The organism is Paraburkholderia phytofirmans PsJN (assembly GCF_000020125.1).
Taxonomy (GTDB): Bacteria; Pseudomonadota; Gammaproteobacteria; order Burkholderiales; family Burkholderiaceae; genus Paraburkholderia; species Paraburkholderia phytofirmans.
Genome location: NC_010676.1, coordinates 1,016,754 through 1,029,657 on the forward strand (window position 1 = coordinate 1,016,754; position 12,904 = coordinate 1,029,657).

At 64.8% G+C, this 12,904-nt stretch carries 12 protein-coding genes; 6 read left to right on the top strand and 6 right to left on the bottom strand.

Annotation, left to right across the window (positions count from 1 at the left end; all coding sequences use genetic code 11):
• Positions 1–239 precede the first annotated feature (239 nt).
• The gene (locus BPHYT_RS24295; protein ID WP_012426769.1) at positions 240–752 is read left to right on the top strand and encodes a response regulator; all 513 of its coding nucleotides are present in this window, start codon (positions 240–242) and stop codon (positions 750–752) included.
• A gap of 148 nt (positions 753–900) precedes the next feature.
• Here the strand turns inward: BPHYT_RS24295 and BPHYT_RS24300 are convergent, their stop codons facing one another.
• Together BPHYT_RS24300 and BPHYT_RS24305 are read right to left on the bottom strand one after the other, a co-directional pair.
• Positions 901–1,473 (bottom strand): Fur family transcriptional regulator, encoded by a 573-nt coding sequence (locus BPHYT_RS24300; protein WP_012426770.1) that lies wholly within the window; start codon positions 1,471–1,473, stop codon positions 901–903.
• A 133-nt stretch (positions 1,474–1,606) separates the two neighbouring features.
• Positions 1,607–2,233 (bottom strand): glutathione S-transferase family protein, encoded by a 627-nt coding sequence (locus BPHYT_RS24305; protein WP_012426771.1) that lies wholly within the window; start codon positions 2,231–2,233, stop codon positions 1,607–1,609.
• A gap of 213 nt (positions 2,234–2,446) precedes the next feature.
• Here BPHYT_RS24305 and BPHYT_RS24310 point away from each other — a divergent pair, with 213 nt between their 5' ends.
• Positions 2,447–4,141, top strand: coding sequence for an ATP-binding domain-containing protein (locus tag BPHYT_RS24310; protein WP_012426772.1), 1,695 nt, complete (start codon positions 2,447–2,449; stop codon positions 4,139–4,141).
• A 16-nt stretch (positions 4,142–4,157) separates the two neighbouring features.
• Here the strand turns inward: BPHYT_RS24310 and BPHYT_RS24315 are convergent, their stop codons facing one another.
• Positions 4,158–5,105, bottom strand: coding sequence for a phosphoribosyltransferase (locus BPHYT_RS24315; protein WP_012426773.1), 948 nt, complete (start codon positions 5,103–5,105; stop codon positions 4,158–4,160).
• Positions 5,106–5,397: 292 nt separating this feature from the next.
• On the opposite strand from BPHYT_RS24315, the gene BPHYT_RS24320 reads away from it, so the two are divergent.
• Together BPHYT_RS24320 and BPHYT_RS24325 are read left to right on the top strand one after the other, a co-directional pair.
• Positions 5,398–5,940, top strand: coding sequence for a molybdopterin-dependent oxidoreductase (locus BPHYT_RS24320; RefSeq protein WP_012426774.1), 543 nt, complete (start codon positions 5,398–5,400; stop codon positions 5,938–5,940).
• The gene (locus tag BPHYT_RS24325) at positions 5,910–7,763 is read left to right on the top strand and encodes an ATP-binding protein (protein WP_041759118.1); all 1,854 of its coding nucleotides are present in this window, start codon (positions 5,910–5,912) and stop codon (positions 7,761–7,763) included. Before BPHYT_RS24320 ends, BPHYT_RS24325 begins: the two co-directional genes overlap by 31 nt.
• An 82-nt stretch (positions 7,764–7,845) precedes the next feature.
• Here the strand turns inward: BPHYT_RS24325 and BPHYT_RS24330 are convergent, their stop codons facing one another.
• The 3 genes from BPHYT_RS24330 to BPHYT_RS24340 all read right to left on the bottom strand — a co-directional run bounded on the left by BPHYT_RS24330 (position 7,846) and on the right by BPHYT_RS24340 (position 10,602).
• Complete coding sequence (locus tag BPHYT_RS24330; protein WP_012426776.1) at positions 7,846–8,700, bottom strand: helix-turn-helix domain-containing protein; 855 nt, start codon at positions 8,698–8,700, stop codon at positions 7,846–7,848.
• A gap of 304 nt (positions 8,701–9,004) precedes the next feature.
• Entirely contained in the window at positions 9,005–10,345 is a 1,341-nt protein-coding gene (locus BPHYT_RS24335) for a type II toxin-antitoxin system HipA family toxin (protein ID WP_012426777.1), read from the bottom strand.
• Between the two features lie 2 nt (positions 10,346–10,347).
• Positions 10,348–10,602, bottom strand: coding sequence for a helix-turn-helix domain-containing protein (locus BPHYT_RS24340; RefSeq protein ID WP_012426778.1), 255 nt, complete (start codon positions 10,600–10,602; stop codon positions 10,348–10,350).
• Between the two features lie 282 nt (positions 10,603–10,884).
• Between BPHYT_RS24340 and BPHYT_RS24345 the strand changes: the two genes are divergently transcribed.
• Positions 10,885–12,225 (top strand): NAD(P)/FAD-dependent oxidoreductase, encoded by a 1,341-nt coding sequence (locus BPHYT_RS24345; RefSeq protein WP_012426779.1) that lies wholly within the window; start codon positions 10,885–10,887, stop codon positions 12,223–12,225.
• A 45-nt stretch (positions 12,226–12,270) separates the two neighbouring features.
• Positions 12,271–12,903 (top strand): C39 family peptidase, encoded by a 633-nt coding sequence (locus tag BPHYT_RS24350; protein WP_012426780.1) that lies wholly within the window; start codon positions 12,271–12,273, stop codon positions 12,901–12,903.
• The last annotated feature ends 1 nt before the right edge of the window (position 12,904 follow it).

Genomic DNA, 12,904 nt, shown 5'->3' on the forward strand with positions numbered 1-12,904 from the left:
CGCACACGAACAGGAATGGGAAAAGAAACGTCAGGCGGGAAGGTCGTGCGAACGGGGTTTTGCGCGAGCCGCCACGGCGAATCGGGTCGGCATCGGAGAGCCTTGACTGTGGCGCCGATGGCCGGTTTTTCATCGGCGTGCAATTTTGGCGCGTTACTGTGCGCGCGCGTTGGCGCCCAGGCCATGCTTTACAATCTTGGGCCTGGTTGCAACTCCGCGCATGAAATCGAGTCGGAACCATGAACAGCAATAGCGCAGCCGCGCAAATCGGCGGCAAGCAGCAGGGCGACACGTTGGCCAAGTCGGACGGCCTAACCGGTTTTTTAGAGCAGCAACACAAAATGAACGGAGCATTGAGACTCGATCAGGCCACGATCGTGCTCGTAGAAGACGACCCGGACAGCCGGGAATCGTTGACCTTATTACTCGAAGCAGAAGGTGCGCATGTCGTCGCGGTGGCGGATGCGGAAGAGGGCGTGGAAGCGGCGCTGCGATTGTTGCCCGATGCCGTGGTGTGTGACCTGGAACTGCCCGCCATGGACGGTTTCTATCTCATCCAGCGCTTGCGCGATCACGAGATTCGCGGCGACCACCCGCCCTCGGTTGCGGTGGCGCTCACTGGCCACACTGACGACGCCTATCGCTTACGCAGCATCGGCGAAGGCTTCCAGCATTTCATGACCAAGCCGGCTTTGCCGGAAGATCTCGTGACGCTGCTGCACGACGCGATCGACGCTCGCGCAGCGGGCTGACCTAGCGGGCTGACTTAGCGCTTCGTTTTAACCGACGAATTCGCGGCGCCGCGTGACAGCCGCGCCGCGAGACGCCGCATCTTCAGATGCCGGGCTTGATGGCAGAGCAGGCGTGAGTGCGTTTCGCGATCATTGCCGAACGTCGAGGTCATTTGATGGCGACAGGTGTGCCCGACTCCTTGCTCGACGCCGCGGCTTCCAGCGCCTGACAGGCCGCACACAATCCCTTCAGTTCGATTTCATCGCTCGCGAGGCGGTAGCCCGAATCTTCGATTTGCGCGACTAGCGCCTGGCGCAGTTTCGGCTGATGCAATTCGGTGACGTTGCCGCATTGTTGGCACACCACCAGGATGCCGTGCTGGCATTGCGTCAGATCGTGGCAGACGGTGAAGGCATTGATCGATTCGATCCGATGCACGAGGCCCGCCGAGAGCAAAAAGTCCAACGCCCGGTACACCGTGGGCGGCGCCGAGCCGGGATGGATCTGGCGCATCTCGTCGAGCAGCGAATACGCCTTGGTGGCGCGCCCGGAATTCAGCAGCAATTCGAGCACTTTGCGGCGGATCGGCGTGAGTTTTTCGCCGCGTTCGCGGCAATATTCTTCCGCGAGTGTCAATGCGGCTTCCTGCGAAACGCCGTGCGTGTGCCCCGGCTCATGTGAGTGAGCGGAGGTGGCGGAGGTGGCTTTGTCGGCGGTCGCGGCGGGCTTGGCGGTCTTCATGCGTCGATTATAAAGGCCATCGCGTCTCGCTGTGCCGGCTCGCGATTCGTCCGGCCGCCACCTTAGCCATGACGGCTCATGATCAGACATTCGGGCGCGTGACCGGAGCACGGACCACGCGCGGCCCGATCGCTCAAGTCAGTGGGAAATCCACGTACTTCTTGAACCCCGTGCGCGTCGCAATACGCGAATACCAGCGTTCCAGATTCGGCAGCGGCGGACGCGTCACGCCGTCGAGCCCGAACCAGCGCTTGGCGTACGCGCCGATCACGATGTCGGCGAGCGTAAATTTCTCCCCTTCGAGGAAGAAGCGCCCCTGCAGATGCGTGTCCAGCATGCGCCACAGCGTGGTGACGGCGTCGAAGTCGGCGGCGAGTTTGGCGGCGTCGCGCCCGGCGGCGGGCGTGCGCACCAGCGCCCAGAACACCGGACGCTCGGCGGGTTGCAGCGTGGACAACGACCAGTCCAGCCAGCGGTCGATGCTGGCGCGCGCTTTCGGCTCCGCCGGATACAGCAGGCTGGCTTCGCCGTACTGCATCACCAGATAGCGCAGGATCGAGTTCGATTCCCACAGCACGAAGTCGTCGTCGACCAGCGTCGGGATCTTGCCGGTCGGGTTCATCGCGAGATAGGCGGCTTCGTTGTTACGGCCGAATTGCAAGCCTGCGTCGATACGGTCGTACGGCAGCACCAGCTCATCGCAGCACCACAACACCTTCTGGACGTTGACCGAATTGGCGCGTCCCCAGATCGTAATCATCCGGTGAATCCTTATTTTTACGTTGGCAAGCCGCGCCCTTCGCGCGGCGTTCAGCCAGTAACGATACACGATGAGCGCGATCTTGCGCGCCGCGGCGCCGTAACCGGCCGCCTGAAACGTGCGGCGGGCACGTCCAAAAACGAAGCCCCGCGGCCATTCGGCAATGCGCGCGCGTTGCGTACAATGAGCCCACCCGAATCCGACGAGGCACGCATGGCCCGCATAGTTCCCGACGACTGGAAGAGCCTCGCCGCGACCGGCGCGGCGGCTCGCGAACGCGAAACGCTGGCGTTGCTGGAAGAGACGCTGCCCGATGGCTACACCGTTTATCACGGCGTGCACTGGACGCGCCTGAACCAGAACTTCTCGGTGTTCGGCGAAGCCGACTTCGTGATCGTCAGCCCGGCCGGGCGCGTGATGATCGTCGAACAGAAAACCGGCTTTCTGCGCGAAACGCCGAAAGGGCTCGTCAAGGTCTATCTGCAAACCGAGCGCAACGTGGCGATCGCGCTCGCCCACACCATCGAAAGTTTGCATCGGCGCTTTACTGCCGCGTTCGGCGCGGGCACGTATTTCGTCGAGGAATTGCTGTATTGCCCGGATCACGTCGTCAAGGACGCGGCGATCGCCGGCGTGAATCCCGCGCGAATCGTCGATGCAACGCGTAAAGACCGGCTCGCGGCGATCGTCCGCGAAGCCTTGCCCGCAGATGAACCACGTCTAGCCTGCGCGCCGAAAATTCACCACTTCCTCGCCGACGAACTGGCGCTCACCCCCGACGCCAGCGCGTTGGTCGGCCAGGCGGGCACGCTCGTCACGCGTCTCGCGGGCGGTCTCGCGACCTGGGCGCGGCGGCTCGAATTCGCGCCGTTCCGGCTGCGCGTGATCGGCACGGCCGGCTCGGGCAAAACGCAACTCGCGGTGCAAGTGATGAAGGACGCGGTGGCGCGCGGCCAGACGCCGCTATACGTGTGCTTCAACCGGCCGCTGGCGGACCACATCGCGCGAGTCGCGCCGCCCGAAGCGAAGGTGGCGAACTATCACCAGCTCTGCGACTGGATTGCGCGCGACGCGGGCCGCGCGCCGGATTTTCAGGCGGGCGATGTCTTCGATCAGCTCGAAACCACGTTCGCCGACACACCGATCGATCCGCGCTGGCAGTTCGACGTGCTGATCGTCGACGAAGGGCAGGATTTCCAGCAGCCGTGGGTGGCGGCACTCGAGCGTCTGTTGCGCCCCAACGCCGCGTGGTGGTGGCTCGAAGACCCGCTGCAAAATCTGTATATGCGTGAACCCGTCGCGCTGCCGGGCTGGACCACGCTGAAGGAAACCACCAACTATCGCAGTCCGCGCGACATTCTCGATTATGTGCGCGACGTGGTCGGCGCTTCGGTTCCGGTCGCCGCCGCGCTCGCCTCGGGCAGTCCGTTCGACGGCTCCGACATTTCGCTCTCGGTCTACGACGAAGCGAACGCCGCCGAAGGCAGCATCGAGGCCACCAAGCGCGCGATCACGCAGGCGCTCTCGCTCGGCTTTCGCAAGCAGGACATCGTGGTGCTGTCGTTTCGCGGCCGCGAAGGCTCGGCGATGAGCGCTTTGGATCACCTCGGGCCGCATCGGTTGCGCAGTTTCACCGGCAAGTACGATCTGTTCGGCAACCCGGAGTACCGCGAGGGCGACGTGCTGTTCGAGTCGATCTACCGCTTCAAGGGGCAGGCGGCGCCGTGCGTGATTTTTACGGAGATCGACTTCGCGACTTTCGACGAACGCATCGCGCGCAAGCTATTCGTCGGCGCCACGCGCGCGACCATGAAGCTGATCGTCGTCGCGTCGCAGCGCGCCGCTCGGCATCTGCATTTGCGCGACGGCAAGGAGAGCCGCGAAGTGAAGGAAGCGAAAGAGGTCTAACGCCCGGACGCTCGGGTCACGTCCACGCGCGCGCGCCGACCAGCAGGCCGGTTTGCGTGTGCGCGTCCCACCAGATCACTCGCAAGAGCGGCGCTTGCTGTGCGATCAGCAGCGCCTGCACCGGATCGCTCTCGATGAAATGCGTGACGCCGCCGCGCAATGCGGCCGCGGCTTTGTGCGCGGCGCTGCCGGCGGGACTTTCATCGTGCGTGTCGGGCGTGCGCATCACCAGTTGCAGATGGCCGAAGCCGTGCCGCGCGAGCCACGCTTCGGTGCGCGCGCGATCCAGCTCCGGCCGGCCGGTGATGATCGTGCGAACCTGCTGCAGGTCGATGTCCGGCAGTTCCTCGAACGGCAGCAGCGCATCGCGTTCGGCAAGCGCGGCGGCGAGATCTTCGTCGTAACGCGCGAGCGGCACGTCGGGCAGCAGAATGCCGTCGAGGTCGATCGCGTAGGTGGCGTATTCGTGATCGTCGGCCATCGCGGGCGCGGCGCCTGATTCGACGCGCGCCCAGTCGCCGCGATAACGCTCGGTGTACGCCTGGCGCTCCCACGGAAACAACGCGAAGTAGCCGCGCGCGTCGATCGCATAGTCGGGTTGCGTGCGGCTCAACTCGTCGACGGCGCCGGTCAGGGTTCTGACCACGAGGCCCTGCTGCTGAAGAAACGCGATGCAATCGGTGAGCGTAAAACCGCGCCCGGCGATGTCCTCGCACAGCAGCACCGTCGAGCCCGCGGGCGGGATGGGCAGCGTCGAATCCCAGGCGACGGTGCGCGTCAGGCGGTCGTAGCGCAGAAAGGCGACCGGCGCGCCGACGGCGTGCGAGACCATCAGCGCGAGCGGCGCGCCGCCGCGCAGAATGCCGATCGCCATCGCGAAGCGCTCGGCCAGCAAGGCAGGCTGCAGCGATTCGATCCAGTGGTCGAGTTGTTCGTACGTCAGGGGCAAAACCGGCTTGTTCATGACTCGTAGGGCGTCGCGTGGCGCGTGTGGGGCGAGCGTCTCTGATGCGGGAGCGGCAAGCGGCGCGCGCGGCCACGAGCCCCGTTTTTGAGACAAAGAATTTTGGCGATATTATGCATGCGGTTCAAAGATCGCGCGTCGGGGTGACGCGCGGCGACCCGATGCGCGACGCGAGACCGCGGCCTGTGCAGGGGACAAGAAACAAGCGCCAAGAGGCGGCGGGCCGGCACGGACCAGGCCGGCGACTATCAGGCCGCCCGCAAGAAGAATAGATAACGGAATAAAAAAGCATATGACCAAGTCGACCGCCAGGGTGAATGACCGACAACGCGCCGTCACGGGCGCGCGCTGGGCCGCGGGCCTCATGCTCGCGCTGGCCGCCTGGAACGCGCAGGCTCAGCCGGCGCCGGCGCCTTTATCGCTCGACGTGCAAGGCAAGATCGGCAAGACTACCGACGCCGCGAACAAGACTTACCACTTCACCGAGGCTCAACTGCTCGCGCTGCCGGTCCATTCGATCACGACCTCGACCACGTGGACCCCGCGTTCCACCTTCACAGGACCGTTGCTGGCGGATATTCTGAAGACAGTCGGCGCCACTGGCAGCCAGGTCGAGATCCATACGCTCGACGACTATACCTACACCATTCCGGTGTCGGACTGCGATCGCTACGGCGTGGTGGTTGCGTACAGCATGAACGGCCGGCGTCTGAAGATCAGCGACTTCGGGCCGCTGTTCCTTATCTATCCGCGCGATGCGTTCCCGGATGAACTCGCGGGCGCCTCGGGCGATTCGAAATTCGTATGGCAGATCAAGGCACTCATCGTCAAATAATGCGCCATCCGTGGCGCCGTGCGTTCTATGTGCTGATCTGGCTGACCGCGCTCGCGGCGCCAGTTGGCGCGATCGGCTATCTCTTGTACGCGAATCTGCTGAACCCGCGCGCCACCGAGCAGTTGACTGGTTCGTACGACGGCTTCTATTGGGACGCCGCGCAATTGCAGATCGCCTACGCGCGCTTCGAAAATCAGCTATTGCTGTATCAGTCGGGCGTCGACGACGACTACCAGCGGCTGATGCTGCGCTATCAGTTGCTGCAATCGAAGCTGCACGTGATGGCCGGTTCCACTCGCCGGTTGACTACGCAGCTTTCTCTGCTGCAACGGCAACTGGACGAAATCCATTCGCTCGATCAATTACTCGGCGGCATCGAACCTGAAGTCGACGCGCTGCCGAAAGACCGCAGCCAGGCCAACCAGATCGTCGCGCAACTGCGCCAGCACTGGAACGAAGTCAACGATCTCGCGCTGAGCCGCCGCTTTGCCGACGTCGCCGATCGCGAGGCGATGAACCGCGATTTCATCAACAAGCGCCGCATGCTGTTCGCCGGCGGCCTGTTGCTGCTGTTGCTGTCGGCGGCGGCGACGCTGCTGCTCGTACTGAACGGCCGGCGCCGTACACGCCTGATGCGTCAGCAGCACGCGGCGCTCGAAGCCGAGCACCAGGCGAGCCGCGCCGCGCGCGAGGCGAGTCACGCCAAGGACGCGTTTCTCGGCATGATCAGCCACGAGCTGCGCACGCCGTTGCATGCGATCGTGTCGTCGATCGAATTGCTGGGCTTCAACTACCACTCCGAGGCGGACCGCAAGGTGATCCAGCGGCTCGAAACCGCGGGCCGGCATCTGGAAGCGCAGATGAAGGATTTGACCGACTACGCGCGCCTCGGCGCCGGCAAGCTCGAATTGCGTTACGAGCATTTCGAGCCGCGCGAACTGCTGGCGTCGATCGTCGATGAACACGCGATGGCGGCCGCCGCGCGCGGTTTGCAACTGGAGAGCGACGCGGGCGGCATGAGCGGCCTTGTCGATTCCGACCCGCACCGCATTCGCCAGATCGTCAACAACCTCGTCACCAACGCGATCCGCTACACCGAAACCGGCACCGTGCGCGTGCAGTTGCGGCAGCGGCCGGCGCTGCTGGTTTTCGTCGTCAGCGATACGGGGCCGGGCGTGCCGCAGGCGCAGATTCCGCTGATCTTCCAGGAGTTCACCCAGCTGGACGCGTCGCGCACGCGGCGCTTCGAGGGCGCCGGCATGGGGCTGACCATCGTGCAGGGACTGGTCAAGCTGTTCGGCGGCACCGTCGAGGTGGCGAGCAAGCTCGGCGAGGGCACTAGTTTCACCGTGACGATTCCGGTCACGCCGGTCGGCGCCGCGCAGCCGCAGGACGTGGCGGCGCGAGCCGAGCCAGGCGGCGCGCGTCCGTGCGTGCTGATCGTCGACGACAACCGTCTGATTCGCGAGTCGCTCAGCGAAATGATCGCGCATATGAATTTCGACGCGCACGCCGTCGCCAATGCCGACGAGGCGCTCGCCTGGCTCGACGCGCACCGCTGCGATGTAGTGTTGCTCGATTTGCATATGCCCGAGCGCGACGGCTACACGTTTCTCGCGGACTTCGCCGCGCGCGGCGGGCCGTCCGCTGGTGTGCCGGTGATCGTGGTCAGCGCGTACGCGCCGGAGCCGGAAGCGGCCGGAAAGGCAGAAGAGGGAGATGGCGGCTCGCAGCCGTTCTTCGACGCGTTATTAAAGCCGGTACATTACGAGGAGCTGCGCAGCGCGTTGCAGCGGGCGTTGGCTTCGCGGCATACGGTGTGATGCGAAGCGTGGGCGGCCGGGCGAAGGTGGGCATCAACCTGAGCACACGCCTTCAGCCGTTTGCCGGCGCGGGTGGGTCCGCTTAAGGCCGGTTCAGCCGCTTCGACAGGTCGGCGACCAGGATCGCCATGCGCGCGGGCTTTTCATAGCACGCGACGTCGTAATTGCGGATCACCTGGCTGATCTCCGATTCGCTGGCCTTGCCGGTCAGCAATTCACCAGTCAGCACGAAGATCGGCGCGTCCGGATTTTCCGAGGCGCGCACCGCGCGAATCGCCGCTGCCGAGGTCTGTGCGCCGAACAGCCAGTCGATCACGACGCCGTCGAACACCTGGGTTTGCAGCTGGTCGGCAAAGGCCGCGAGTCCGTAGATCGCCACTGCCGCGAAGCCGCTGCGCTCCAGGTAGTCGCGCAGGTTGTCGGCGCTCGCCTGATCGTCGTCGACGACCGCGATGGTCGGCTTGTCGGTTTCGGCGCGGCGCGGATAGATCTCGATCTTGTGGACCTCGTACGCGCTCTGATACAGCGTGCCGTCGTGCCGCGCCACGCGCCATTGACCGAGCCGGGAATACGCGACGAATTCCGGGCGGCTGCCCGCTTCGAGCGCGGCGCCGACCCAGGCCGTGCAGGCCAGTTCGATCGCGCCGATGCTGAACACGGCTTCCTGGGCGATCGCGCCGACCATGCCCGGATCGAGCGATTGCGCGCCGAATAGCTGGGCGGCCGGTTCGCCGAACACCTCGGCGACCTTCTTGATTTGCGAGAGCGTCCACGGGCTGTTGCCGCGCAACTTGCGGTGTCCCTGTGAAAAACTCAGATCGAGGATGCGGCACAGTTCCGTGGTCTGCTGGCGTTTGCCGATTCCGTGCCGGCTCATCAACTCGCGCACGCGCTCGGCGACTGCGATGGAGTCGGGTGAGTGTGTTTCGTTGGCCATACTGCGTGAGAATCCGCCGTCTTAAAGGGTGCTGGGGAGTGCGATACGGGCAGGCGCGGCGCGGCCATGCACATGCAAATATGCAAATGCGCAGGGAACGCGGCGTCGCAGGGGACAGCAAATGTACCGTAAAAAGTATCGCAGTCTGTCGTTTTGTACGACCGCCGTCGGGCCCGTCAATGCAGGAGTCGAAACGGACCGGTTTGGCGATCTTTTTATGCATTTAGCATCAATCTATTTTACCGATGAAACCTCGCTGTATCCGAAGAGAAATATGTCACGCGATGCCAGCCGTCCGAAACCTCTAGCCAGCAGACATCGTGCCGAGCTTCGCCGCCGAGTTTTTCAGGCCTTTGAAAATCCGTTCGGCGACCTTGGCCGGAAAACGTTCGGGCAATTCCGCGGAGACCCGCTCGATCACGCCGGGAGTCTGCTCGATCAACCGCTGGATCAGCGGTTCCGCGTCCGCGCCGTACGAGCACTTCAGCGCCATGGTGTTGAAGTGCCGCCGCTGCACGTCGCGAAACGCGTCGTGCTTGCTGCGCGACCACATGCCCATGGCGAGCCGCGCCTTGAACCATGACCACTGGTTCGGGCCGCTGCCTTCCACCGGCCAGATCGACATCACGTCGTAAAGCGGTGTGAGCCGGTAGTGGCCACCCGCCAGCAGGCGGATGCTGAAATTCTTGGCGTGGCCGTCCGGCGCCGCCAGCATCCAGAACAGAATCTGGCTCGCCAGCAGCGTCTCGATGTCCTGCCGCGCCTCGACCGATTGCTGCAGAATTCGCGCGAGGTCGAGCACACCAGGGCCGCCTTCGTTTTCGTATTTGCGATGCGACGGCACGCCGTACACCTGGCAGAAGTCTTCCTGCGGCAGACGCAGCAGCCATTGCCCGCTCGAATGCATTTGCCGGTCGAAGCGCTCGACACTCAATACCCGCTGTTTGCCGAACGTCATGATCTCCGTATTGGCGACCGGCAGGCCGTAGGCGCGCAGAATCCGCAGACAGAGCCACTCGTTTTCGACCGAGGTGCTGAGGTCGGCGAGCTTGTTGCCGACAAGGCCGAGCGGCAGCTTGAAAATGTGCGTGGTGGGCGTGGCGCCATGCGGCCGCTGCCACTTGCCGTCATGCCACAGCAGCGCGGTTTTTTCCTGCGCGCCGGCGAGCGAGATGCGGAAATCGTCCGTCTGGTCTGGTGCGCCGAGCGCGGGGTTGCCGACCGTGCGCGCCAGCATGGTCTCGATTTCGCTGTCAGTGAGCGGCGTGCCCTCGATTTGCTCGACGCCTTGCGGCACGTCGTCTTCGGCGAGCAGCTGGACGGCGCCCACGCAGTCGCGGCCGATGGCTTGCAGCAGATCGAACGCATCGAGCGTCTCGGTCTGGTAGCGTTGGGCGATGCGCTTTCGGATCGCCTCGCTGTCGGGCAGCAGGTTGTCGAAATAGTTGAGAACGCGCGGGCCTTTTTGCGCCAGATTGCCCGGCGTGAACGGCAGCGACAGCGACAGCGGCCGTCCCGCCGGCGAGGCGACCCACGCGGGATCGTAGGCGAGCTCCATGGGCCCGCGAGCGGGCAGGCGCCAGACGCCGACGCGCTCGCCGTTGGCCCATACCGACAGTGCGCGTGAGTGAGTTTGGCGACCCATGCTCACCACTCGATCAACGGTGTGGGGCCGGGCAACGTCTGGCTCTTGTCGAGCAGTTGCAATTGCAGACCGTAGACGCCGCACAAGGCCAGCAATTGTGCGAGGGTGAGGGCGGCGGCGTCGGTTTCGAATGCCGAAATACGGCTCTGGCTGACGCCGATCCGCGCGGCGGCCTCGGCTTGGGTGAGGCCGGCTTGCCGCCGGCTGGCGGCAAGCACCTGGGCTATCTGGTCCGGCGTGGCGATGAGGTGAAGCATGGCAGATTATCCGCGACACGAATAAACGCACTTTATGCGCCACACGAATATTTGTCAAATATTCGTGTGGCGCATATTTTGCGAATATCTGTGTGGCGAATAAAACGCAAATATCTGTGTGGCGAATAAGCGGCGCGAATTGTTGTAAAGGGCCGTGAACGGGCGTGAGCACCGCTGCGCTCGCGCTTTGCCGCGCCTACCGCCGGTCGTCAGCCACACGGGCATTGCGGACAATCAGGCTGCCTGCGAAGATTACGCCCACACTTAAAACCTGCCTGTTCGATGACCACGACTTACCCGCTGCACGCAAACTTCACTTCCGCCGACCAGGCGTTCCCGAAACATGCCGATGTCGTGATCGCCGGCGCCGGCATCATGGGTTGCGCGGCCGCCTACTATCTGGCGCGCCGCGGCCTCTCGGTGGTGGTGCTCGACAAATCGCGGATCGCCGGGCAGCAGTCGTCGCGGGCATGGGGATTCGTGCGCCAGCAGGGCCGGGAGTCCGCCGAAGTGCCGCTCATGATGGCCGCCATCCCGCTGTGGAAACAACTCGAAAGCGAGTTGAACTTCGATCTCGAATGGCGTCAGGGCGGCTGTCTCTACGTCGCGACCGGCGAGGAGGACTGGGCCTCGTTCCAGCAATGGATGGACGTCGCGCGTCAACATGGCCTCGACACTCGCACGCTCGATCGCAAGCAGATCGACACGGTCGTGACCGGCATGCACGCGCCCGCGCTCGGCGGCCTCTACACGCCGAGCGACGGCCAGGCGGAACCGCGCCGCGCCGCAGCTGCCTTTGCGGCGCGGGCGAGGGAAGCCGGCGCACTGTTCTTCGAAGGCTGCGGCGTGATCGGCGTCGAACGCGCGGGCGGCGCGATTGCCGGCGTGGTCACCGAGCGTGGCACGCTGCGCACTTCGCGCTTCATCTGCGCGGCCGGCGCGAGCAGCTGGCGTCTGCTCAAAACGCTCGGGCTCGAACTGCCGCAGCAGGCGGTGCGCGGCACCTGCATGCGCACCAATCCGCTGCCACGCATCACCGCGTCGACGTTCTGGGGCCACGGCCTCGGCGTGCGGCAACGCGCGAACGGCGCGATCAATCTCGCCGACGACATGCAGGTCGACGTCGACATGACGCTCGGCCACTTCCGCGCGCTCAAGTGGTTCTTGCCGGAGTTGTGGGCGCAGCGCGAGAAGTTCAGCTTCCATCTGAACGGCGCGAGCCTGCGTGATCTGCGCGAGCGTTTGCCGGGCGGCGTGCCGAAACACGAGCGCGTGCTGCATCCGCGTGACCCGCATCCGCAGCCGAACGCGGGCCACGCGCCGCGTGCGTTGAAAAAACTGCGCGCCTTGTTCCCGGCGTTGAAAGATGCGCAGGTGGTCGAATCGTGGGCCGGCCTGATCGACGTGCTGCCCGACGGCATTCCGGTGATCGACGCGCCGCCGCAGGTCAGCGGCCTGACCATCGCCACCGGTTTTTGCGGCCACGGTTTCGCGATGGGACCGATCGTCGGCAAACTGCTCGCGGAAATGAACGATGGCGGCGAGGCGTCGCTCGATCTGTCGGCGTTTCGTTTGCAACGTTTCTTCGACGGCACGATGCAGCGGCCGCGCAGCATGCTGTAAAACCCGCGCCTCTCGACCAACCCCAACCAACCCCAAACACCGCCAATGAACGAACCGTTTTTGCGCCACGCGGGCGTGCCGTACTACACGCAATGGGGCAGTCCCGAGTGGGTCGGCCGGATCGTCGAGCAGCATGGCGACCCGTGCGACGATCCCGGCTGGCAGCGCAGCGGCTTCTCCGACCCCGAGCGTTACCGCTTCTGGGCCAAGCGCCTGTGCGGCCTGACATGCCTCGAGTCGGCGCTCGACTATTGGCGCATCGACCACGCGCCGCGCGCCGCGCTGCTCGACGAAGCGTTGCGGCATGGCGTGTACCGCATGCGCGAGGATGGCGGCGTCGACGGCTTGATCTACCGGCCGTTTGCCGATTGGGTGGCCGGCGCGTTCGGCGTTCGGGTCGACGTGCTGCCGCAGGCGCCGCTCGAAGACATGGCCGCGCGCCTGAACGCCGACACGCTGGCAATCGTGTCCGTGAGCCCCGAGATCCGTTATCCCGACCGGCCCAATCAGCGCCAGGGCGGTCATCTGATCCTGCTGCACGGACGCGGTGGCGATGGCGTGTGGTTTCACAATCCCTCGGGCATCGCACCGCATCAGGCGGACGTGTATCTGCCGTTCGACACCATGACGCGTTTCTACGCGGGACGCGGCATGACGCTCAGCCGGATCGCGCGTTAGC

Excerpts from the sequence above, each read along its gene's own strand:
- BPHYT_RS24325 (WP_041759118.1), top strand. The coding sequence starts at position 5,910 with ATGGCAGATCAAGGCACTCATCGTCAAATAATGCGCCATCCGTGGCGC.
- BPHYT_RS24330 (WP_012426776.1), bottom strand. The coding sequence starts at position 8,700 with ATGGCCAACGAAACACACTCACCCGACTCCATCGCAGTCGCCGAGCGC.
- BPHYT_RS24340 (WP_012426778.1), bottom strand. The coding sequence starts at position 10,602 with ATGCTTCACCTCATCGCCACGCCGGACCAGATAGCCCAGGTGCTTGCC.
- BPHYT_RS24310 (WP_012426772.1), top strand. The coding sequence starts at position 2,447 with ATGGCCCGCATAGTTCCCGACGACTGGAAGAGCCTCGCCGCGACCGGC.
- BPHYT_RS24295 (WP_012426769.1), top strand. The coding sequence starts at position 240 with ATGAACAGCAATAGCGCAGCCGCGCAAATCGGCGGCAAGCAGCAGGGC.
- BPHYT_RS24305 (WP_012426771.1), bottom strand. The coding sequence starts at position 2,233 with ATGATTACGATCTGGGGACGCGCCAATTCGGTCAACGTCCAGAAGGTG.
- BPHYT_RS24315 (WP_012426773.1), bottom strand. The coding sequence starts at position 5,105 with ATGAACAAGCCGGTTTTGCCCCTGACGTACGAACAACTCGACCACTGG.
- BPHYT_RS24345 (WP_012426779.1), top strand. The coding sequence starts at position 10,885 with ATGACCACGACTTACCCGCTGCACGCAAACTTCACTTCCGCCGACCAG.
- BPHYT_RS24350 (WP_012426780.1), top strand. The coding sequence starts at position 12,271 with ATGAACGAACCGTTTTTGCGCCACGCGGGCGTGCCGTACTACACGCAA.
- BPHYT_RS24300 (WP_012426770.1), bottom strand. The coding sequence starts at position 1,473 with ATGAAGACCGCCAAGCCCGCCGCGACCGCCGACAAAGCCACCTCCGCC.
- BPHYT_RS24320 (WP_012426774.1), top strand. The coding sequence starts at position 5,398 with ATGACCAAGTCGACCGCCAGGGTGAATGACCGACAACGCGCCGTCACG.
- BPHYT_RS24335 (WP_012426777.1), bottom strand. The coding sequence starts at position 10,345 with ATGGGTCGCCAAACTCACTCACGCGCACTGTCGGTATGGGCCAACGGC.